The following is a 21,324-nucleotide window of genomic DNA, read 5'->3' as shown; positions in this document are numbered from 1 at the left end:
CGGCTTTCTGTTCACGCATTTAGGCGTGATCGGAAGGAAAAAAGCAGCGTAAATGTTCATCCATGGCAAACACATATACGCAGATCTATATTCAAATAGTATTTGCAGTAAGGGGAAGAAAATGTTTTATACAAGAGGATTTTAGAGAAGAGGTGCAGAAATATATGACCGGCATTGTTAAAAACAAGAAACAGAAATTGTTTGCTGTTTTGTATGCCAGATCATGTGCACATGTTGATTAGTATCCAACCAGACGTATCATTATCTACTTTGGTAGGAGATATTAAGGTAAATACAACAAGATATTTGAAACAGCAAGGCTTGTAAGTGGAGGGTTTAGTTGGCAGGAAGGATTTGGAGCGTTTTCGTATTCCAAATCACAAACGTCGCAGGTTGTTAATTATATTTTGAATCAAAAGGAGCATCATAAAAAGCGAACATTTCGTGAAGAGTATTTTGAATTTTTGGACAAATTTGAAATTGAGTATGACGAGAAATATTTGTTTGAATTTTATGAGTGAAATAGATAGGAGAGCTCTTTATATAATGAGAAGTTTTGCATGTAAAGATGCTCCGCTAGGAGCATTACGTTCGTAGCAAAACGAAGATGTGGCATCTAAAATACCAGCTCCGTAGGAGCGACATGTTAATTTGACGTATCGCCCCTACGGGGCTGGCAAAGGGATATAGACGCCAACGTAGATGCTACGAACATTTAGCCCCTCTGGGGCTGAATTCTGAAGGTGAGAGATGTTTAGAGAAAAGACCTTTTTGATATGATGATTAGAAAGGTGTCAGAGAAGCTCCGTTAGGCAGACAAGATTCGTAGCGGAAGATTTAAATTTATTTCAAGCCCCAGAGGGGCGACACGTTAGTAGCATAGAGAATTTATGAGCACAAAGAATAAATCAGCGGAATTTTTAGACAACGAGCATGGTGTGCAGGGACAGTATAAAACCTGGTTCCTCGATTATGCGTCGTATGTAATTTTGGAGCGTGCGGTACCGGCTGTTGAAGATGGCCTGAAACCCGTGCAGCGCCGTATTTTACATGCCATGAAAGAAATGGATGATGGCCGTTTCAACAAGGTGGCAAACATCATTGGGCAGAGTATGCAATATCACCCTCACGGTGATGCCAGTATTGGTGATGCGTTGGTAAATATGGGTCAAAAGGACCTCCTGATTGAAACGCAGGGTAACTGGGGCGATATAAGAACGGGTGATGATGCAGCTGCGGCACGTTACATTGAGGCTCGTCTTAGCAAGTTTGCACTGGAAGTGGCTTTCAATAATAAAACAACGGATTGGCAACTAAGTTATGACGGTCGTAAAAACGAACCGGTGACATTGCCAATGAAGTTTCCTTTATTGCTGGCACAAGGTGCAGAAGGCATCGCCGTTGGTTTGGCAACAAAAATTCTTCCGCACAACTTCTGTGAGCTGATCGATGCTTCTATAAAATATTTAAAAGGCAAGAAATTTGAACTCTATCCCGACTTCCAGACCGGCGGCTCAATGGATGCATCCAACTATAACGATGGAAAACGCGGAGGTAAAGTAAGAGTTCGTGTAACTATAGAAGAGTTTGACAAAAAAACTTTAGTGATCCGCGATGTGCCTTACGGCGTAACCACTACACAGCTGAAGGACTCGATCATTAAGGCAAACGACCAGGGAAAGATCAAGATCAAGAAAGTTGAAGATCTTACTGCAGCGGATGTTGAACTGAAGATAGATCTGGCACCCGGTATTTCTCCGGACATCACGATAGATGCATTGTACGCTTTCACCGATTGCGAGGTAAGCATTTCCCCAAATGCGTGTGTGATCGTTGATAAAAAGCCAATGTTCCTTACTGCTTCAGAACTTTTAAGGGCTTCGGCAGATAACACAAAAGAGTTGTTGCGCCGTGAACTGGAGATCAAACTGAATGAGCTGCAGGAAAAATGGCACTATACATCTTTGGAGAAAATATTCTTTGAAGAAAAAATATACAAAGAGCTGGAGAAAAGACACGAGACATGGGAGAAAGTGCTGCAGGCAATTGATAAAGCTTTTGAGCCATTCAAAAAACAATTACGTCGCGACATTACAAGAGAAGACATTGTAAAGTTGACGGAAAAACCTGTTCGCCGTATTTACAAACTGGATATTGATGAATTGAACGAACAGATCAAAGCTTTAAATGCTGAGATTAAACAAGTGAAGCATGACCTCGCAAACCTTGTGGATTTCGCTGTGGCATACTATGAAAATCTGTTGAAGAAATTCGGAAAAGGCAGAGAAAGAAAAACCGAAATCAAACCTTTTGAAGCAATTCAGGCAAACAAGGTTGCCATTGCAAATGCTAAAATATACATGAACCGTGCAGATGGTTTCATTGGTACAAGCTTGAAGAAAGATGAATTGATCGCAGATTGTTCTGACCTTGACGATATCATTGTTTTTACAAAGGCGGGCAAAATGAAGATCGTTCGGGTAGCGGATAAAACGTTTATCGGCAAGGACATCATTTACGCAGCTGTTTTTCAAAAGAACGATGAGCGCACCACTTACAACATGATCTATGTGGATGGGAAGTCGGGAATCAGTTTTGCGAAGCGCTTCAACGTAACCGGCATTACCCGTGATAAAGAATACGACCTTACAAAAGGCGCAGAGAAAAGCAAAGTTCAATATTTTACTGCCAATGCAAATGGTGAAGCGGAGATTGTAAAAATCACGTTGAGCCCTAACTGTACTGCAAGAAATAAAGAGCTTGAATTTTACTTCGAAGAACTGGACATCAAGGCACGTGGTACAATGGGTAACCAGGTAACAAAGTATCCGATCAAATCTGTGAAGTTTAAAGAAGCAGGTCGTTCAACGCTGGCTACCCGCAAGCTTTGGTACGATGATCAGTTTGGCAGGTTGAGTGCGGAAGAAAAAGGTATTTATATCGGCGGCTTCGACGCAGAAGATAAGATCCTTGTTGTGTTTGCTGACGGCACCTACGAAATAACTGATCAGGAACTTACGCAACGATTTGACGTTGACAAAGTGTTATTGATAGAGAAATTCAATCAAGACAAAATATTAACGGCCATTTATTACGATGGTGATAAAGAGCAGTACAATGTAAAACGTTTCAAAATTGAAACCACTACGTTAAAAAGTAAGTTCCTGTTTATCAAAGAAGGTGAGGCAAACCAGCTGGAACTGATCACCACAGAAAATAAACCTGTTGTATTGATCTACACGGGAAAAGGCGCTCAGACCAAAACCCAGAAAATAAAGATCGCCGACTTCGTAGAAGTGATGGGATGGAAGGCGGTAGGTAATAAACTGGCTGACTACTCAAAAAGTACCGAAATGGAGTGGGAGCCGAGAGCCAAAGAAGACAACGGAATGCCGGAATTATTCTAAATAAAAAAGGCTTTGAAAAGCTACGCATTGGCGGGCCGATCGAAGCCTTTTGTTTTATATAACTAGCTTTGTAACAAACCCTTAGAAATCTATTAACCACATATAAAACCCTCTGCAAGCATGAAAAGGCTGTTAATTTTACTGACAGGCATAACCCTAATTGCAACGTCTTGTACAAAAGAAGAGTCTATAGAACCGGTAAATCCCGGAAGCGACCCAACTGGAACAGTTAACTTTCAGCCTTCCAAAAAAGATACTTATTTGAAGGTGAAAATAATGAGTCAGGGTTCTGCCGCTGCTCCGGATAGAATCTCAACACAAGTATCAACAGGACAGAAAAGTACCGTTGACGGAATTGATTTTGTGACATGGAAGGAACAGGAGTCTGGACAAACAGTGCTATTTGGTTACAAGGACCATAATCTTTACACCAAAGTGAAAGCTGCGAGTCCGACCACCGGAGCTGTAATTGATTTGAATTTTATTTATCTCAATGATACGGCGTCTGTTGGCTATAAATGGACACGTTCAGCAGGAGTTGGTGGTGGATATACTGCTAACATGCCGGGTGAGATCATTGAAAAAAATATTACAAAACAAGTACAAGGAAAAAATTATACGAACGTTACTCATAGCAGAGTTGGGTTGAGTTACATTGTTCCTGGTTTTGGAGAACTCACACTGGCCATATATGACTTTTATATTGCCAATAATATAGGTATTTTGAAAGTTGACACCCAGATTTTTGACGGATTCGGAAATCAAACCGGTTTGGCGGTCAGCGAATTGATGGAATATTCGATAAAATAAAACATTATAATAAGCAAAGATTGAGCATGAAATTATACGCATACAGAAGCATATTGATCATTTCAATCTTTGCTTTTTTATTAACCGCCTGCAAAAAAGAAATACACGGAGATATTCCGCCGGACCCTACGGCGCCTGTGTATGGCACGGGTGACTACCAACCGGCTACTGAAGGGAGTTACTGGGTGTACAATTATGTAGATACAAAAGGAAACAAGGACCTGTATACATGGAAAGCGACTAAAGACACTGCATCTTACGATACGCTCACCTACAGGATCTTTGTGAACTATGCCAATTCTGCCGGACTTTCCAATAATTATATTGCTGTAAACAGCAACAATTATTTCCTGCGTCAAAACTCGGTTAACGGATCGTCTACTTCTTTTCCATTGAGTATTTTATATCTCAACGACAAATATTACGATGATGATACATGGGAGGCTGTTGCCGGGGAAAGTGATCTTTACACCGTAAAGGTCAAAGGTGTTATCGTTGCAAAGGACATAGCAATGAACGTTAATTCTCTTCAATTTCCTCACGTGATGCATAGCCAGGTTGCGCTGTATTACGATATTCCCGGCGTTGGTGAATACAAAATGGCGACTTACGACTACTACGTGGCATTAAAAGTGGGTCTCATAAGGATTGATTGTACACCAAGCGTTTATTCGGACGTAGCGGGCTTTACACAAGTAATTATCAATTATTCGATCAAGTAGGATTCGGGAGGCAGTTATGAATTGCGAGCGATGAGTGGAGGGAACTGAATACCGCCTTGTACGAAATAAAAAGGTCGTGCTCCAATTATTTAAAATTGGAATTTCTTTTTACTTTACTCAAAAATAATCCGCCCATGTTTGGATTCCTGTCTTTAATAGCACTCGCTTTCTTAGTAGGATTGGCTTTTTTTGTGACTGTTACCTTGCATGAATTAGGACATGCCATACCGGCTCTCCTCATGACAAGTGACGAAGTAACCATCTACATCGGATCCTTTGGAAACCCATACAATTCCTTTCACTTAACTATAGGCCGGCTGGATTTTTATTGTAAATACAATCCCTTACTGTGGTATAAAGGCTGCTGTGTTTATTCCGACAATTATTTATCCATTGACCAACGCATTTGGGTCGTTGCCGGTGGTCCAATTGCATCTATCCTTGCGACTACAGTAACCTGGTTACTAATTTCGAATCTGCAACAAGAAGGTTTTTTTCGTATCGTGTTTGGAAGCATCTTTGTCATTTCCATCGGTGCCACTGTCTATAGCTTGATCCCCAATCCTGTTCCCAGATATACTTCATCCGGATATCCTGTCTACAGCGACCCCTACCAGATATTCAGGCTAATTCGTATGAAACGCGGCCGGTACTGATTTAACTCATTACTCAAAACACCTCGCTAACTAAGTGATTTCAGAAACGCCATCGTGTCCACGCCATCGGCAAAGTCTGTCAGCGAAGGTTGCTGTGCAACACCAAACGGCGTGAAGCCTTCGCCTACGAGACATTGAATGTTCTCATCATTTTGGAAAGACTTGATTTCTTCTTTGTTCTTATAAAAACTATAGTTCACTTGACTGATCGGAGAGAACGGGGAAGCATTTTCAACTAACAGCGTACTTCCGTCGCTCATGTAGAATTTGTTGTTCAATATTTGCAACGACAACTGGTAGTCATAATTATTTCTATACTTGTTGTGATCTGCAAAATGACCATACTTTTTCATCGCATTTATCAAAGGCACGAAGTCGTAATTTTCTGGAACCAGTATTTGTGTTACGTTACGGCAACCCAGGCCAAAATACAGGTGAATGTCGTCGCTCAGTTTCTCCAGGTCTTCCGCACTTTCATTGCCGGTGAGAATGGCTACAGACGTCCTGTTGCGACGGATAATGCTTGGGTATTTAGAAAAATAATAGTCAAAATATCTTGCAGAATTATTGCTGCCCGTTGCAATATATGCATCGCAATTTTTTAGAAGTTCCGCGAAAACAATAACCTCTCTGCATTCTTCAACCCAGCTGTATAACTGTTCCGCAAGATGTTTTATCAACACATTATCCTTCGAAGATGTTTTAATAACGGCTATGTGACCGGTAAGAAACACGCAAAGAAAATCATGGAACCCAACCAGGGGAATATTTCCCGCCATTACAATGCCCACTTTTTTAGGATTGGCATTTAATTCCGGCAATTGATAAGCGGAAGCGAATGCTTCAAGCTTTTCTTTTTGCAAAAAATTATCGACGATATTTTTGGTCGCCATTTCCATGAATTCTGCCGTAAACCAGCCATTTTCGCGGGTTGCCTTGCGTTGTGCCTCCTGCCAGTTCTCGTTTTCGCTCTTGATATATTCGCCTAAACGAACCAACAAATTAATTCGTTGTTGTAAGTTCATATTACATTCATAAATTTGTGCGCAAAGTTATAGTAAAACAGTACCTTAAAAAATTACGAATATGGCAATTAAAATAACAGATGAATGTATCAATTGTGGCGCTTGTGAACCTGAATGTCCGAATAACGCGATCTATGAAGGTGGTGTGGAATGGGCAATGGCAGACGGTACAACAGTGAAAGGCGCGTATAAATTGATGGATGGAACATCTGTCGATGCAGATCAACGCAATGCTCCGGTTAGTGTTGATACATATTATATCGTTCCGAATAAATGTACAGAATGCCAGGGTTTTCACGAAGAACCGCAATGTGCCGCCGTTTGTCCGGTTGACTGCTGCGTACCTGATGAAATGTACAGGGAAACTGTGGAAGAATTAATGGAGAAGAAAGAAAAATTGCATATAATGTAATGGCATTTTTTCGTGGAAAAGGGGCGTAAAAGCAGGAAAACGGCCAAGCTAATAACAAATATCTGTACTTGCAAGTATTTAGAATTTTAGCACTATTTTTTTCTGTATGAACGTTTATTTGTTTACCTTTTCTGTATCAAATTTCTTTTACTGTAGCCTTAGTGCTACTTCAATAGGCGGGTGATATTTCCCGCTAGGATAAGGGTGAAGGGTAAATGCCTTCACCTTTTTTTGTGCTTCGCACAAAAACAATTTGAAAATTTGAAGATTTGAGAATTTGAAAATGCTTTTAGGTCGATTTTCAAGAACAGTTTCAAATTTTCTGATTGGACGAGGATAATGAACGTAATTTATTTTGCTGCCGCACCCCTCATTTTCAAATTTTCAAATTTTCAAATTTTCAAATCTTCAAATTCTCAAATTATCTTATGCAACAAAGACTGAGCTTTTTAACCATAGGCGTCAATGACTTGGAGCAAGTAAAAGGTTTCTACATTGAAAAGTTTGGCTGGCAGCCCATGAAGGATAGCGATGGCATTGTATTCTTTAAATTAAACGGCTTTATACTTGGCCTTTATCCTGCAAATGAGTTGGCTGAAGATATAGGCGTTCCGCAAGATGGCAGTGGCTTTAAACGCATAACGATGGCCGTTAATTTCGCTTCCGAAAAAGAAATAGATGATGTTTTTGCAGAGCTGGAACAAAAGGGTGTGCGTATTGTGAAACGCCCTGCTAAGGTCTTCTGGGGCGGCTATTCCGGCTATGTTGCAGATATTGAGAACAACTACTGGGAGTTTGCTTTCAATCCATTTTTGTCAATGGATGAGAATGGGAGTGTGAGTGAACATGAATAATTTGAAAATATGTGAATTTGAAAATTTGAAAATGCTTTCAGATCGATTTTTAAGAGTATTTTCAAATTTTCTGATTATGGAAGAAAATCAAATGCGAGTGTTTTCGATGCTGCTCCTCTCATTTTCAAATTTTCAAATCCTCAAATTTTCAAATTATCTAACAAGGTTATTCAAATAGCTAACTACTTTATTTGGATCCCAGTTGTTGATGTAAAAAACATAGGTTGCGGCGCCGGCAATCAATAATACCGGAATAGCAAAGGCAAGCCATAAAAATCTGCGTTTTTTGCGCTGTTTTCCATGCAGCAATTGATTCATTTCATGATTGGACACTTCACGGTCGCCAACCCTGATGGCATGGGAGGCGTCCTGACGGATCACCCTTTCTGCGTTTACATTTGGCAGCATCATATGATCGCTGGTGTATGGCTTGAATATTATTTCGCCATTAGATTCCATGCTAAACGTGCCAATGCCCGGCCATTCGCAGCTTCCGTTGTTGCGGATATTCGCTCTGAGGTCGTACGCAAACTCATTGTACCATTTGATAGCCTCAAAATCTGCAATGTTTTTTTGGCTGGCGATATAAAGGAAAAACTCCTTATCCGGCGCATCAAAATATTTATCGAACCTGTATTTATACTGAGGAGGTAATAATCTATGATTTACAAAGTCAGACACCACGGGCACTGTATCTGCATACAAAGAACCGAGTCCGGGAATGCTGATACTTTTTTGTTGCGCCAGGTAACTGTTAAGAATATTAATCATGGTATTTGTTTGCCGTCTGCAAACTTATCATTTCTGGTTAAAATTAAACACAATGCCTCCTAAAATATTAAATCCATACACTTTGTATTGATTCCAGCGTTCGTATTTGTTGTTAAAAATGTTATTCATTTGCACCCACAAATTCAATTGGCGGGTGATCTTGAACTCCAGTCCGGTGCTCATATCAAATGCCGCTTTGCCGGATTTGGTGCCCATGCTTTTTGTACGATAATCAGGTGGTCCCCATGCAGAGATCCCCGCTGTCCAGTAAAGATCTTTCATAACCTGCCATCTCATGTCAGCATTGAATTCAACTGGCAACAGGCCATAGGCGGAAGGTTGACCCTTAATGCCGCTGTATTGATTAAGATCGATGGAAGCTGTAGCGTTAAAGATTTCTCCTGTTGCATAGCCAATTTCGCCGTGGATATGAAAAGCATTCATAGAGGAAGCGTACACTGTTTCAAAAGTCTTGCCATCTGTCGTATCGTTTACAAACAAAGGCATGTTATGATAAGTAATCACACCAACCTTCGCGTTGTAGGTAAAGTTCTTTCCCAACAAGCCTTTGAGGCCGCCATAAAATTCCTGTTTGCGTGTGTTCAACAACGAATCCGGTTGAATGATCCACGGGTTCATTGCTGCAAAACGTTGATACGAGCCCTTGTCATAGCTACCTATCCAGCCGGCCTGTAAGGTAAATTTCTTATCGTTGGTAGTTAGTTCGGCCATAAGGTCCGGTAAAAGATGAAAATCTTTCCTGTCCCATGAAGGAATCACACCGCCATGTATCCATAAATTGTCCCCTTTGTACACAACAGCCGGTGAAACATAATAAAGGTTGTTGTTTATCGTGAGTTTGTCTGCTTTGTGATAAGATGTGATATTAGCTGTTACACCCAGGTTAACAGCAAACTGATCGGTGATTCTTTTTTGAATAGGAACATCCAGCACAGCATTCGTTTCGTTTGCATTACTCATGCTGTTTTTTCCCGTAAAGGCAGCAATGCGCAAAGTCGGATGGTAGTTTACACCAAATTCAGTGGCACTGATATTCTGCAATCCAACAGATCCTTCAAAGGTTTGGAAACGCTGGCGCACATCTGTTTTATTGAATTTTAAAGTGTCGGGTTTGTATCCGTAGAAATAATAATCTTCTCCGGTAAAGGCAAGTTTGCCATCCCACTGCATGTTTTTACCCGTTTTCAGAAAACCTTTCAGCCCCACATTTGCATAATTGTTTTTCTGATTCTCCAGGTTGCCTTTTGAACTATAGCCTTTGGCAAATATGTTAAGGGAAGACGTTTTTGCATCGCCAAAACTAAAGCCTGCCTGCACATAGGGTAAGTGCACGTTGCCTATCCCCAATTTAATAAAATTGCTGTTTTGCCATTCGATGGTTTGCACCGGAAGTGCCACCGGACTCAACGCGCCGGACTGATAGTTCATCGTTACGGGCTGCTGAGGAATATTGTAAGTTAGTCTGGGTTTTGTCGAATCCGTAGCTGGAGGAACCGCGGTGAAATTGATCTTTGCCGCATCTCTCAAAACCGGTTTAAAGGTAGAAGTGATGTCAACAGTTTTTTTCTTTCCGTTGTCCTGCGCCAGTATTGCCTTACTCAGCGTAATCAAACTCACGGAAGCGATTATATATTTTGAACAATTCATGCGAATTAATAATTAATAATTAATAATTAATAGGGTGATCACTAAAATTGATCAACGATGAACAGAAAGTCTAACAACTGCTAACTAACAACTCTCAACTCTCCATTCTCAACTCTCAATTACCCTTTAAGTTTACTATTCTGTTTCTCCTCATCCGTAGCTGCTGTCAGCTTCTGCTGCGCCTGTTCTTTCAGATCAGGATTGCTCGAGTTGTCTATTACACTTTGATATGTTGCTTTTGCGTTGAAATAATCCTTCTCTGAGTAATAAATATCGCCCAGCAAAATGTATGATTTAGTAACCCACAACTCGTAAGAGCCGGATTTGTTGATCACCTCAAATGCTGCTTTTTCGCCTTCCTTCAGTTTGTTTTGTTTTACCAGCATGCCAGCGATTTCGTAACGTGCTTCAGCTGCGTATTCACCTTTGTTAAGAGCAATCGCATTGCGGTAGTAGGAGATGGCCAGGTCAAGATCATTGTTGCCTTGTGCAGATTTCGCAAGTACCATGTTGGACAAAACTTTATCATCCGAGCTGCTTGATTTCTGGGCCACCAGATCTTTTGCATTTGCAACCGCTTCGCTCCATTTTTTCAACTGGTATTGGCTGCGCAAAAGTCCACGCATAGCTTCCAGTTTGTTTTCCTGCGTTGTAGCAAAATCTTTTAGTTTAGAAAAATACTGTTCCGCTTTGTCATAATTCTTCACATCGAAGAAGTTGATGCGTGCGGCCTGTACCAGTGATTTTTCACCGAATTTATTTGGCACCCTGTCAGATACTGCCTCGTAACCTTTCACTGCATTAGCGTAATCTTTCTTGTTGTTATAGATTTCACTGCGATAGTAATAGGCCTCAATGGCATAATGACCATCCGGGAAGCGGGAGAGATAGTTGTCAAATTTGTTCAAAGCCCCATTAAAGTTGCCATTGCTGAATTGTACCTCGGCTTCTGCATATGCCAAAGAATCTTCCTGGTTCACAGAAATGGTTCTACCCATTGATTTAGCGAAAGCCACGTAATCAGCCGTTTTGCCCTCTTCAACATAAATAGATTTTGCGTTGTCAATCGCTTCATCTGCTTCCGGAGAATTTGGATATTGTTTAAGGATCGCATTGTATTGATTCAATGCTTCCGTGTTGTTATCAATGTTATAGTATGCAATTCCGAGTTTCAATAACGCTTTTGGCTTCAACGCCTCATTATCGGTATTAGAGGAAACAACCTTTTTTAGGAAAGGAATGGCATCAGAGAATTTTTCGTCAGCCATATAGGTGCCTGCAATCTCCATGTTTGCGTCCGGCGCCAATGAAGAGTTTTTGTAAACACGTTCTATGCTCTGCAAGAGTTTAATCTTGTCGTTGCTGCTGTTAACACCTGCCACCATTGCTTTTTGGAAGGTAGCATAATCACTCGCCGGCCAGGAAAAACCTACGACCTGGTCGTACATGCCCACAGCTTTTTTATAGTCCCTGGCCATGTAATAACAATCGGCTTCGCGAATGAACGCGTCTTGCTCAACAGGAGAGCTACTAATGCGGGGTGTTTTTACCACCTGGTCAAAGTATGAAAGTGCCTGTTTGTAATTTTCTTTTTTGAAATAACAATAACCGAGGTTATAATTTGCGCTCACCGGTTTTACATCGCCGCTCGTTACCGGCGTTTTCAGATAATTGTTATAATAAAGGACGGCGTCATCTGTTTTGTCCAGTCTGAAGGAAATTTCACCTTTCCAGAAGTTTACCAAAGGCAATACAGATTCGTTGAATTTCGCCCTCAAAGCTTTGTCCAACAAATCATTTGCCGCTATCAGCATACCATCGTTCACAAACTCCATTGCACGGCCATACAATACACGTGGATAAAGACGCTGCACCGTTTCGGAAGGAGTTTTAATGCTTTCGAGCAAAGTAAGTGCATCTTTAAAGTTGTTGGTATTAGCCATCAACGCCACCATCAATTCTCTTGCTTCGTTGTTGTAAGCAGAGTTTGGATAGTTTTGAATAAAGCTCGCCAGTTCGCTTTGCGCTACATCCTGGTAACCTAATTCGTATGATAGTTTGCCGTAGTTGAATTGGGAAATTTCTTTCTGCTTTACATTGCTGCTGTTGTTGGAGCAAAACAGGAATGCGTTGCGGGCATTTGCTTTTTGATTTGTTTTCAAATACGCATCGCCCAGCAAATACATGGCATTTTGTGCCAGCGAATCTTCTTTTCCGCCTAATTGCTTAAAGCCATCGATCGCTTTTGCGTAAGTGCCGGCATTGTAATAACAGTAGGATAGCTCATACAAATCGCGGCGGCTCACCTGTTTTGATTTGCTTACAAAAGCCTCCAGGTAAGGAAGTGCTTTTGCAAATTCGCCTTTCTCAAAATAAGCATGACCAATTAACTGCTTAAACTCTGCATCATAATACTGATCGCCTTTCTTCAGTTTTGCCTCTGCATATGTGAGTGCCTGGTCCTTTTGGCCGGTATTGTAATAGATGGTAGCAATGTAGTAAGGCACTATTTTTTTGTAATTCGGAGCGTCTTCTACTTTTTTGAAACCATCCAGCGATTCTTTGTATTTGCCTTCGTTGAAAAGGATGAAACTATAGTAATAATTAGCGTCTAAATAGTTTGGGTCCTTCGGCATTTGCCTGATCGCGTCGAACAATGGCTTTGCTTCATCAAATTTTTGCAGGTTAAACAACGAATATGCCTTGTGAAATTTCATATCGGCAATTTCACGGTTGCTCAATGCGTCGATGTTTGCCATGTTGTAATAAGTCACGGCATTGGCATAATCTTTCTGGCGGAAGAAATATTCTGCCAAATGATAAGCCATCATTTCGCCACGCGTTGTATTGTTGTTCGCGGAAATATAGGATTTTGCCATGTCAGATGACATCGGCTCGTCTTGTTTAAGCCCGCAAACAATCGTATAATACTTCACTTCGAGATATTCCAGCGCCTTATCGGTGCGGTCAGGATGTGTAAGCTTTACGTCTAATTCTTTGAAGATTGGATAAGCCAGACTGTAATATTCCTTTTGGAAATATTCCTTTGCCTCCTTGAAAGCAATCTGCGGATCGTTTATGGCTTTTGTTTGCTGCGCCGTAGCGCTTATAGCTATAAATGCTGAAAATGCTGTACAGATGTATCTTTTCATTAATTATGGCTTGTTAAGATAGTAACGCGGTAAAGTTTCAAAATATTTTCCCTATGACCAAACATCGTTCCAAACAGGTGTGGATAAGTATGATGATTAACATTTTCTTGAGGAAACAGCGAGGAAATAAGAGTTGAAAGTTGAGAATTGAGAGTTGAGAGTTGAGAATGTGCGGTTCTCTGATTTACCACTAAGACACAAAGGACACTAAGCCTCACTTAGAGAACCTTTAGTGCAACTTAGTGCCCTTAGTGTCTTAGTGGTTAAAATTCGGGTCTTAAAACTTACAACCAAGCGTCAAAATAAAATTGGAAACGTTTTGCGTTGTAGAGAGTTTGCCTCATTGAGTAAATCGTTTCTTTTAAAACAGCCTCGCCTCAAGCATTTATAAAAGTTTCTATTACGTATAAAACATATTCCCAGAACCATTATTTTTGGCAAAATTCAATTTCTTCATGAAAAGACTACTGTCCATTAGTTGCTCTGACTGGGCCTTTAACCTTGGAACATTTTTACTGAGAATAGGAGCCGGGGCTTTATTAATGCCGCACGGATATGATAAACTGGTGCATTTCGCCTCCAAAAAAAATACTTTCATGAACTTCATGGGCATCGGCAGCACTGCCAGTTTGTGCCTCGTTATTTTCGCTGAATTCTTTTGTTCATTATTTGTAATAGTTGGATTGTTTACCCGCATCTTCGCCATTCCTCCGGCCATTGCGCTGGCTGTTGCGTTGGTAAAAGCACATCATGGTGACGTGTTCGGAGCGGGTGCAAATGCTGCATTGTTCTTAACCTGCTTCCTCGCCATTGTATTGATGGGACCGGGCAAAGCAAGTGTGGATGGAATGATCGGGAAGTAATGGAGAGTTGAGAGTGTAGGGGCGAATTGCATTCGCCCTGCGTGCATAATGGCGGCTTGCTGATTATCGACCAGGGCGATTTCGAAGCGCCTGTACAGAAGAATTTTCAAGCAATGAGCCAGTCCAACGGCCAGCTGCACCTATTAATTATTCATTATTAATTATTAATTACCTTGCCTTCGTCTAATTCCTAATTTCTAATTCCTGATAAAATGTATTCCAGCGAAACTCAAATACGCGTTCGTTACGCAGAGACAGATCAAATGGGTGTTGTGTATTACGGCAACTATGCACAATATTATGAAGTGGGCAGAGTAGAAGCGATTCGCCAATTGGGTTTTGCATATGCAGAACTTGAAAGAACAGGTGTGATTATGCCCGTAGTGGAAATGCATTGTAAATATCTCAGACCTGCACTATATGATAATTTGTTAACGGTAAAAACGATCCTAAAAGAATTGCCGCTCCATCATAAAATCGAATTTCACCAGGAAGTCTATAATGAGCAGGGAAATTTATTGAATACAGGAAAAGTGGTTCTCTATTTCCTTGAAGCGAAAACTATGCAACGCACCACGATGCCACAGGCTATGAAAGACAGGCTGGCAGAATTCTTCTAATTTGAACAGTTTTTTTCACCACTAAGGCACTGAGGGCACTAAGTTTCACTAAGGATTGTTTAAAGTTTAGACTTTACTTAGTGAGGCTTAGTGCTCTCAGTGCCTTAGTGGTAAATGAGAGACATCCAACTAAACGAATTTTCAAATTCTCACATTGCCGACACAAGAGCTTGAACTGTGTCAATTGTTTGCTGTTTGATCAGCAGTTTTTTGTCGGCAATTAGTTCTTCGAGAATGCCATTGTTGTAATGGCGAACAGTTAGTAATGTCAAATCTTTTTGCAGTTGTACATCAAACATGTCAGACGCGGCCGCTGCAATTTTTTCAATCTTTTCTGGCTTGTTATCTACACAGCAAACAAAACTGATTGCCGCATTTTGTGTAAGATTAGGACGCATATTTTGTGCTTCCAGCAGTTGATATAATTTGCCCACTGCATGTTCGCCCACAAACGAATAATCTTTAGAATTCAGTTGCAGCAATACCTGGTTGGTTTTGATCACAATGATAGGCGGCAGGTTGTTTACTTTGCTGTTGTGGATGATAGTGCCCGGTAAGTCTTTATTCAGGAAACATTTCACCAACAACGGAATGTCTTTATTCTGCAGAGGCTTGATGGTTTTCGGGTGAATAACCTGCGCACCATAATAAGCCATTTCAATCACTTCCTTATAATTCAGCTCGCTGATCAATTGTGCAGCGGGAAATAATTTCGGATCGGCATTCATCACCCCTTCCACGTCTTTCCAAATTGTCTGGGTTTCCGCATCCAGCATGTTGGCGAAAATAGCAGCGGTATAATCACTTCCTTCGCGGCCCAGAGTGGTGCTTTCATTGTCTGCCGTAGCGCCAATAAAGCCTTGCGTGATCACGAAGTTGGTTTCGTCAAACAATGGCAATACCTGTTCATTTACCTGCTCTTCGGTAAAGGCCCAATCGATATTGGCGTCGCGGAAATTGTTATCGGTTCTGAAGATATCTCTGACGTCAATCCATGTATTGGCAATCTGCTGATCATTTAAATACAAACTGATGATGGCAGTGGAAAGTAGTTCTCCCGTGCAAACGATCTGGTCATAGTAATAGTCAAATTCGCGAACGGGTCTGTCGTGCAAAAGCCATTCTACCTCCGTGAAAATATCCAGCAACCGGTCGTTTGCTCTTTGTACATTCTGCTGCAGGAGTTGCTTTGCAGTTTCCAGATGCTCATTTTTAATTGCAGTAAAAAGTTCAAGCGCCTTTTCTTTTTCGCCTTCAAAAAAAGCTTCGGCCACCTTCTCCAATGCATTGGTAGTTTTGCCTATGGCAGAAATAACGATCAATATTTTTTCACTCGAAAAGCTCTGAAGAATATTGGCTACATTTTGAATACGTTCTATGCTGTTGACGCTGGCCCCGCCGAATTTGAAAACTTTCATGTGCGCGAAGGTAAAATTTATTGGCACACAGATCTTCAATAATTGAATAAACTGAATTACTGAATAACTGAGTGATCAAAGTCAAAAAGAACTATTAAACCTAAACTCTCAATTATTCAGTAATTCAGTTTATTCAATTATTAAAAAATCAGTGTAAATCCGTCTAATCCGTGTCATCCCCGTCCGAACGGCTTCAGCCGGGCGGGTGTGTGCAAAATTCCTACAGCTTCACATTCACGCCCACCATAAAATTCGTTCCGGCATTCGGGAAGTAATAGTTGTCGTTTTGAATAGTGCCATTCAACATCGTAGCATATGCGGCGCCGTTCGTTTCAAAACGTTTGTTGAACACATTATTCACCTGGCCAATGATGTTCCACTCGCTGAACAATAAATGTTTGATGGTAAATGTTGCCATTACATTTTGCGAATAGTAATCGCCCAGCTTCCTTGTTTCATCCTGCGTATTGTCAAGATATTGCTTGCCTACAAATTTCGCCGGCAAGCTGATCATCAGGAATTTTGCCGGAATAAAGTTGATCGTTCCGCCCGCTATTATAGAAGGAGAGAAGGAGATATCCGTGTTTTTATACTCTTTCGGAATTTGTTTTACCCACTCTCCGCTGTTATCATAATCATCAAAATAAGCATCGAATGATTTGATCTTGTTTTTGCTGAAAGCCACGTTAGCATGGATGTTCATCCAATTGTTCACAACCACGCTTCCCTGCAGTTCAATACCGGCACGGTAGCTGTTGGGCACATTCACACGCACGTAGGCACCAACATCATTCATTTGCCCCGTTAAAACCAGCTGATCTTTGTAGCTCATGTAATACAGAGTCGCCCCATATGAATACCATGAACTTTTCTTTTCCATACCCAACTCAAAGTCCTGTAATTGCTCGCGCTTTGGTTGTTGTGACGGATTAGCCTGGAAGTCGTCGCGGTTAGGCTCTTTACCAGCCATGGCAAAACTGAAATAGGCGTTGTAGCCATTGCGATTGTAGCTTATACCTGCTTTAGGATTGAAGAAATCAAACTGACGGGAGATGGTCATTTCCGGGAAATCTTCAAAGCCTTCCATTCTATGATACACATGGCGGTATTGCATATCACCAAACAGGTTCCAGTTGGCATCTAACTGATGTAGCCATTTCACATAAACGTTCTGATCTTTTTTTACCGCAGGATAATTGTAATAACGGTAATCTTTCGGAACGCCTACTTGCGCCCAAATTATATCGCCATAGTGCTTCCCGTCGTATTCTGTCCATCCGCCGCCGATCGTAACTTCATCCTTGGCAGATTTGTGTTGGAAACTAAGCACCTGTCCGTAGAAATAGTTATCGAGCCATCTTTGACGAACGAGATCTGTTTGTGTAACCGGAGCGCCATTGATGGTTGTATCTGGTAAACCATATTTCGCAAATGGTTGTTGCGCTTTGTATTCTTCATAATAACCTTTACCACGAGTCAGGAACGAAGCTACGTTGAGCGACCATGTCTTTGACAGCTCCTGGTTCACGAACAGTTGATAATGGTCCTGGTCGTAATTGTCCGTCTGGTTATTATAAGGTTCACCGGGCTTTTCCGTTCCACAGGAGTTGTAGGTTCGGTCCGTGTACAGCAGGGCTTCTGGCACACCGTTCCATGCCTGGTAAGTTTTTTCTTTTCCTTTTATCAAATTAAAACGAACAGACGTTTTGTTGTTGATATAAGCGCCTGACAAATACAAAGACTGCAAATTGCTGCTTGCGCGATCAATATAGCCATCACTTGTTATGCGGCTCAATCTTGCATCGATGGTAAAATGATCATTGATCAAGCCGGAACCGGCTTTCACCGTATTCTTCCACGTGTTGAAAGAACCGAAGCTGTTGTTGATTTCGCCGTAAGGCTTGTCGTTAAATTCGTTGGTGCTCAAATTGATCGTCGCGCCAAAAGCTCCCGAACCATTTGTAGAGGTGCCAACACCACGTTGTATTTGAATGGAATTCAGCGAAGACGCCACATCCGGAAGATCCACAAAATAAGTACCCTGACTTTCAGCATCATTATACGGAATGCCGTTCAGCGTAACATTGATGCGGGTTGCATCTGTTCCGCGAATGTGGATGCCAGTGTAACCAACACCATTTCCCGCATCTGAATTTACCACCACAGAAGGCGATTGATTCAAGAGGTATGGCAGGTCCTGGCCGAGATTATTTTTCTCAATTTCCTTCTTGCTGATATTGGTTTTGGTAAACGGAGATTTCTCGGAAGCACGTACAGCCTTAATTTCCACTTCCTGTAAAAACAAATCCTGGCGCTGCAATTTTATTTCAGCAACAGTGGAAGAAGGCGATAATTTTTCTTCCAGTTTTTTAAAGCCTACGTTGGTAATGTTTACTGTGTAGGTTCCTTTTTTTACGGCCATGTAAAACAAGCCGCTTTCATTGGTGGTAGTAATTCCGGCGCCTTCTACATCAATAGTGGCACCATTTACAGGAGATCCAGTAGCAGCATCTGTTACTTTGCCCTTGATAGTTTGGGCAAAAGTGAAAATTGATAACAAGATGAAGCAAATCCCCAAAATCAATTTTTTCATGCGAAATGCATTTAAGGTTAACAAAAATTGTTTTTGATGGAAATGCTGCGTAAGCGAATGCGGATAGAAACAACGAAGTTTTGGCCACCTTCCCTGCGCAGGCATTACCCTGATCAGGTTCTACGGGTATTATCTCAGCCATTTTGCTATGCAAAAAATAGGCACCCCGGGAACTGACTTTACAAGACAATTATAAAAATGTGCCGGGCCCGGATCACTTCTTTTATAATTGATTGTAAATGATACCGCAAAATTAATGGATAAAAAATGGAAAAACCTGTAACTTTTTTTCCGCAGGACCGTCACACCTTAAAATAACTGTTATGCAAAAAATGCTCTTATCCTTGCTGGGCCTCGCATTCGCCATGGTTGCCATCGCACAGAATAAAGTTGTGAAAGACAACAATGCAGAAGTGAGAACTGTTGCAAAATTCAATGCCATTGACGTATCGGCAGGCATCCAACTCATGCTTTCCCAGGGGACCCAACAGGTGGTAGCCAGCGCAGCCACTATAGAAGATCGCAACAATCTGACTACAGAAGTTCATGACGGTGTTTTAAAAATTTCTTACGACTATTCGCTATATCCCAAAGGTTCAAAAGGTAAACAATTGAAAGTATATGTGGCGGTTCCTGAGCTCACAAGTTTGGAAGGTTCTGCAGGCGCTCAAATAACAGTTGACGGTAGTCTTAATACCGGACAAATGGCGCTCAGTCTCAGTTCCGGCAGCACTTTCAAAGGTGCAATGAAAAGCACGAAAATGGTGGTAAAACAAAGCAGCGGATCACAGGCATCACTTTCAGGAAGTGGCGATGAACTGGTGATAAAAACAAGCAGTGGAGCAGTGTTTAAAGGATATGATTTTGTTACCAAAAACTGCACAGCGGATGTAAATAGCGGTGGCGTAATTGAAACAAATGTAAGCACCGGCCTAGTAGCCGAAGCATCAAGTGGCGGCAGCATTCGCTACAAAGGCACAGGCAATATTGTGAAGATTTCAACCGGCAGCGGCGGAAGCATCAATAAGACTAATTAATTTGAAAATTTGGGGATTTGAAAATTTGAAAATGGGCGTAGGGGCGAATCGCATTCGCCCTGTCAAACAGAAAGAGAGTTGAAAATTGAAAATTGAACGTTGAAAATGGGGTTGTAGGGGCGAATCGCATTCGCCTTGTCAAACAGAAAGAGAGTTGAAAATTGAACGTTGAAAATGTAGTTTTGAGTGTGGTACCCCATGACTCAAAACTCAAAACTCAAAACATTACATAAAATGAGAAAAGCTATTTTTTTAATCCTGATTACTATAAGTGCGTTAGCAACGAAGGGCCAGGATAAAGTAATAAACGACCCGAACGCAACACCGCGTACCGTTAGCACTTTTACAGAAATTGAGGTATCCAGCGCTATTGATTTATACATAAGCCAGTCCGATAAAGAGGGATTGGCCGTAAGCGCCAAAGATGCTGAGGACCGCGACCATATTCGAACAGTTGTTGCTGGCCATACTTTGAAGATATCCTACGATCAAGGCAGCAAGTGGAGCAGGGGGGACAAGAAATTGCGCGTGTACATTGCTGTGAGAACACTTACCCGTATTAAGTCGGAAGGTGCCAGCGACGTTTATATAAATGGAAAATTATCCGGCGACTTGTTTGAGTTGTCACTGAGTGGGGCCAGCGATTTTAAAGGAGAGGTGGAAGTGAAAAGACTGGTGGTTGGCTTAAGTGGTGCAAGCGACACCAATATAAAAGGCAGTGCGGAAGTCCTGGAAATTCAGGCTAGTGGAGCCAGTGACTTCAAAGGATACGACCTGTTAACAGAAAGATGTTCGTTAAACGCCTCAGGAGCTTCCAAAATCAAGATAACGGTAAACAAAGAACTTGACGCAAAACTGAGTGGAGCCAGTGATATTTATTACAAAGGAGCCGGCATGATAAAAAACATTCAATCCAGCGGAGCGAGCAGTATTGTGAAGAAAGATTAGAGGAGCTGAAAGCTTAATGCCTGACGCTTAACGCGGCGATCTCTGCGTTAAGCGTCAGGCATTAAGCTTTCAGCGTTCCAGAAAAAACTTTGAAAATTTTCAAAAAATATTTGGTAGTCAATTTCTTATCCTTATCTTTGCACTCCAATCGAAACAAACGGTACAGCGATAACCGCGATTGGGACGAAATTTGAACATTTTAACACATTATATCGCGAAGTAGAGCAGCGGTAGCTCGTCGGGCTCATAACCCGAAGGTCGGAGGTTCGAACCCTCCCTTCGCAACACAAAAAGAGGCTCGTTTGAGCCTTTTTTCATTTAAGGCATTTAAGAAATTTTGCCACAGAGGCACTGAGGATACTAATGTT

The 21,324-nt window shown here is 41.4% G+C and carries 18 protein-coding genes, 1 tRNA gene and 1 riboswitch; of the genes, 13 read left to right on the top strand and 6 right to left on the bottom strand.

Annotated elements, in window-relative coordinates; all coding sequences use genetic code 11:
- The first annotated feature begins 62 nt into the window (after window positions 1-62).
- The 6 genes from KTO63_RS00235 (at window position 63) to KTO63_RS00210 (ending at window position 5,595) form a co-directional block, all read left to right on the top strand.
- On the top strand, window positions 63-242 hold the full coding sequence (locus KTO63_RS00235) for a hypothetical protein (protein WP_217789106.1): 180 nt from the start codon (window positions 63-65) through the stop codon (window positions 240-242).
- Window positions 214-327 carry a transposase gene (locus tag KTO63_RS26490; RefSeq protein ID WP_394371597.1) on the top strand — a complete coding sequence of 38 codons (114 nt, stop codon included), beginning with the start codon at window positions 214-216 and terminating at the stop codon, window positions 325-327. The genes KTO63_RS00235 and KTO63_RS26490 overlap by 29 nt, the downstream gene beginning before the upstream one ends.
- A 563-nt stretch (window positions 328-890) precedes the next feature.
- Window positions 891-3,407, top strand: a complete 2,517-nt coding sequence (locus KTO63_RS00225) for a DNA gyrase/topoisomerase IV subunit A (RefSeq protein ID WP_217789104.1) — start codon at window positions 891-893, stop codon at window positions 3,405-3,407.
- A 120-nt stretch (window positions 3,408-3,527) separates the two neighbouring features.
- Window positions 3,528-4,217 (top strand): hypothetical protein, encoded by a 690-nt coding sequence (locus KTO63_RS00220; RefSeq protein WP_217789103.1) that lies wholly within the window; start codon window positions 3,528-3,530, stop codon window positions 4,215-4,217.
- A gap of 26 nt (window positions 4,218-4,243) precedes the next feature.
- Window positions 4,244-4,939 (top strand): hypothetical protein, encoded by a 696-nt coding sequence (locus KTO63_RS00215; RefSeq protein WP_217789102.1) that lies wholly within the window; start codon window positions 4,244-4,246, stop codon window positions 4,937-4,939.
- Window positions 4,940-5,073: 134 nt separating this feature from the next.
- Complete coding sequence (locus tag KTO63_RS00210; RefSeq protein ID WP_217789101.1) at window positions 5,074-5,595, top strand: site-2 protease family protein; 522 nt, start codon at window positions 5,074-5,076, stop codon at window positions 5,593-5,595.
- A gap of 26 nt (window positions 5,596-5,621) precedes the next feature.
- Here KTO63_RS00210 and KTO63_RS00205 read toward each other — a convergent pair whose 3' ends face one another.
- Window positions 5,622-6,620 carry an acyl-CoA reductase gene (locus KTO63_RS00205; RefSeq protein WP_217789100.1) on the bottom strand — a complete coding sequence of 333 codons (999 nt, stop codon included), beginning with the start codon at window positions 6,618-6,620 and terminating at the stop codon, window positions 5,622-5,624.
- A gap of 61 nt (window positions 6,621-6,681) precedes the next feature.
- Here KTO63_RS00205 and KTO63_RS00200 point away from each other — a divergent pair, with 61 nt between their 5' ends.
- Window positions 6,682-7,032 (top strand): 4Fe-4S dicluster domain-containing protein, encoded by a 351-nt coding sequence (locus KTO63_RS00200; protein WP_217789099.1) that lies wholly within the window; start codon window positions 6,682-6,684, stop codon window positions 7,030-7,032.
- A gap of 428 nt (window positions 7,033-7,460) precedes the next feature.
- Window positions 7,461-7,886: a VOC family protein gene (locus tag KTO63_RS00195; RefSeq protein ID WP_217789098.1), complete on the top strand. Its 426-nt coding sequence runs from the start codon at window positions 7,461-7,463 to the stop codon at window positions 7,884-7,886.
- A gap of 153 nt (window positions 7,887-8,039) precedes the next feature.
- Here KTO63_RS00195 and KTO63_RS00190 read toward each other — a convergent pair whose 3' ends face one another.
- The 3 genes from KTO63_RS00190 to KTO63_RS00180 form a co-directional block, all read right to left on the bottom strand.
- Window positions 8,040-8,657 (bottom strand): hypothetical protein, encoded by a 618-nt coding sequence (locus KTO63_RS00190; protein ID WP_217789097.1) that lies wholly within the window; start codon window positions 8,655-8,657, stop codon window positions 8,040-8,042.
- A gap of 27 nt (window positions 8,658-8,684) precedes the next feature.
- Window positions 8,685-10,325, bottom strand: coding sequence for a TonB-dependent receptor (locus KTO63_RS00185; protein ID WP_217789096.1), 1,641 nt, complete (start codon window positions 10,323-10,325; stop codon window positions 8,685-8,687).
- Between the two features lie 119 nt (window positions 10,326-10,444).
- Window positions 10,445-13,477 (bottom strand): tetratricopeptide repeat protein, encoded by a 3,033-nt coding sequence (locus KTO63_RS00180; RefSeq protein ID WP_217789095.1) that lies wholly within the window; start codon window positions 13,475-13,477, stop codon window positions 10,445-10,447.
- A gap of 455 nt (window positions 13,478-13,932) precedes the next feature.
- Between KTO63_RS00180 and KTO63_RS00175 the strand changes: the two genes are divergently transcribed.
- Complete coding sequence (locus KTO63_RS00175) at window positions 13,933-14,340, top strand: DoxX family protein (RefSeq protein WP_217789094.1); 408 nt, start codon at window positions 13,933-13,935, stop codon at window positions 14,338-14,340.
- Window positions 14,341-14,552: 212 nt separating this feature from the next.
- The gene (locus KTO63_RS00170; RefSeq protein WP_217789093.1) at window positions 14,553-14,960 is read left to right on the top strand and encodes an acyl-CoA thioesterase; all 408 of its coding nucleotides are present in this window, start codon (window positions 14,553-14,555) and stop codon (window positions 14,958-14,960) included.
- Window positions 14,961-15,109: 149 nt separating this feature from the next.
- Here the strand turns inward: KTO63_RS00170 and KTO63_RS00165 are convergent, their stop codons facing one another.
- On the bottom strand, window positions 15,110-16,378 hold the full coding sequence (locus KTO63_RS00165; protein ID WP_217789092.1) for an aspartate kinase: 1,269 nt from the start codon (window positions 16,376-16,378) through the stop codon (window positions 15,110-15,112).
- A 220-nt stretch (window positions 16,379-16,598) separates the two neighbouring features.
- Window positions 16,599-18,971, bottom strand: coding sequence for a TonB-dependent receptor (locus KTO63_RS00160; RefSeq protein ID WP_217789091.1), 2,373 nt, complete (start codon window positions 18,969-18,971; stop codon window positions 16,599-16,601).
- Between the two features lie 72 nt (window positions 18,972-19,043).
- A riboswitch (TPP riboswitch) is annotated at window positions 19,044-19,150 on the bottom strand.
- 144 nt (window positions 19,151-19,294) lie between these two features.
- Between KTO63_RS00160 and KTO63_RS00155 the strand changes: the two genes are divergently transcribed.
- The 3 genes from KTO63_RS00155 to KTO63_RS00145 all read left to right on the top strand — a co-directional run bounded on the left by KTO63_RS00155 (window position 19,295) and on the right by KTO63_RS00145 (window position 21,241).
- Window positions 19,295-20,008 carry a head GIN domain-containing protein gene (locus tag KTO63_RS00155; RefSeq protein WP_217789090.1) on the top strand — a complete coding sequence of 238 codons (714 nt, stop codon included), beginning with the start codon at window positions 19,295-19,297 and terminating at the stop codon, window positions 20,006-20,008.
- A 234-nt stretch (window positions 20,009-20,242) separates the two neighbouring features.
- Window positions 20,243-20,956, top strand: a complete 714-nt coding sequence (locus tag KTO63_RS00150) for a head GIN domain-containing protein (protein WP_217789089.1) — start codon at window positions 20,243-20,245, stop codon at window positions 20,954-20,956.
- Window positions 20,957-21,169: 213 nt separating this feature from the next.
- Window positions 21,170-21,241: transfer RNA gene (locus KTO63_RS00145), tRNA-Met, on the top strand.
- Window positions 21,242-21,324 lie beyond the last annotated feature (83 nt).

This window comes from Pinibacter aurantiacus, from assembly GCF_019130065.1.
GTDB lineage: Bacteria > Bacteroidota > Bacteroidia > Chitinophagales > Chitinophagaceae > Pinibacter > Pinibacter aurantiacus.
Note: the sequence above shows the minus strand (reverse complement) of the source record. Positions and strands in the feature narration are given on the sequence as shown.

Bases quoted from the DNA above. Each gene is read 5' to 3' on its own strand.
- KTO63_RS00195 (WP_217789098.1), top strand. From the start codon at position 7,461: ATGCAACAAAGACTGAGCTTTTTAACCATAGGCGTCAATGACTTGGAG.
- KTO63_RS00180 (WP_217789095.1), bottom strand. From the start codon at position 13,477: ATGAAAAGATACATCTGTACAGCATTTTCAGCATTTATAGCTATAAGC.
- KTO63_RS26490 (WP_394371597.1), top strand. From the start codon at position 214: ATGCCAGATCATGTGCACATGTTGATTAGTATCCAACCAGACGTATCA.
- KTO63_RS00235 (WP_217789106.1), top strand. From the start codon at position 63: ATGGCAAACACATATACGCAGATCTATATTCAAATAGTATTTGCAGTA.
- KTO63_RS00165 (WP_217789092.1), bottom strand. From the start codon at position 16,378: ATGAAAGTTTTCAAATTCGGCGGGGCCAGCGTCAACAGCATAGAACGT.
- KTO63_RS00205 (WP_217789100.1), bottom strand. From the start codon at position 6,620: ATGAACTTACAACAACGAATTAATTTGTTGGTTCGTTTAGGCGAATAT.
- KTO63_RS00215 (WP_217789102.1), top strand. From the start codon at position 4,244: ATGAAATTATACGCATACAGAAGCATATTGATCATTTCAATCTTTGCT.
- KTO63_RS00225 (WP_217789104.1), top strand. From the start codon at position 891: ATGAGCACAAAGAATAAATCAGCGGAATTTTTAGACAACGAGCATGGT.
- KTO63_RS00190 (WP_217789097.1), bottom strand. From the start codon at position 8,657: ATGATTAATATTCTTAACAGTTACCTGGCGCAACAAAAAAGTATCAGC.
- KTO63_RS00155 (WP_217789090.1), top strand. From the start codon at position 19,295: ATGCAAAAAATGCTCTTATCCTTGCTGGGCCTCGCATTCGCCATGGTT.
- KTO63_RS00220 (WP_217789103.1), top strand. From the start codon at position 3,528: ATGAAAAGGCTGTTAATTTTACTGACAGGCATAACCCTAATTGCAACG.
- KTO63_RS00210 (WP_217789101.1), top strand. From the start codon at position 5,074: ATGTTTGGATTCCTGTCTTTAATAGCACTCGCTTTCTTAGTAGGATTG.
- KTO63_RS00170 (WP_217789093.1), top strand. From the start codon at position 14,553: ATGTATTCCAGCGAAACTCAAATACGCGTTCGTTACGCAGAGACAGAT.
- KTO63_RS00175 (WP_217789094.1), top strand. From the start codon at position 13,933: ATGAAAAGACTACTGTCCATTAGTTGCTCTGACTGGGCCTTTAACCTT.
- KTO63_RS00200 (WP_217789099.1), top strand. From the start codon at position 6,682: ATGGCAATTAAAATAACAGATGAATGTATCAATTGTGGCGCTTGTGAA.
- KTO63_RS00185 (WP_217789096.1), bottom strand. From the start codon at position 10,325: ATGAATTGTTCAAAATATATAATCGCTTCCGTGAGTTTGATTACGCTG.
- KTO63_RS00150 (WP_217789089.1), top strand. From the start codon at position 20,243: ATGAGAAAAGCTATTTTTTTAATCCTGATTACTATAAGTGCGTTAGCA.
- KTO63_RS00160 (WP_217789091.1), bottom strand. From the start codon at position 18,971: ATGAAAAAATTGATTTTGGGGATTTGCTTCATCTTGTTATCAATTTTC.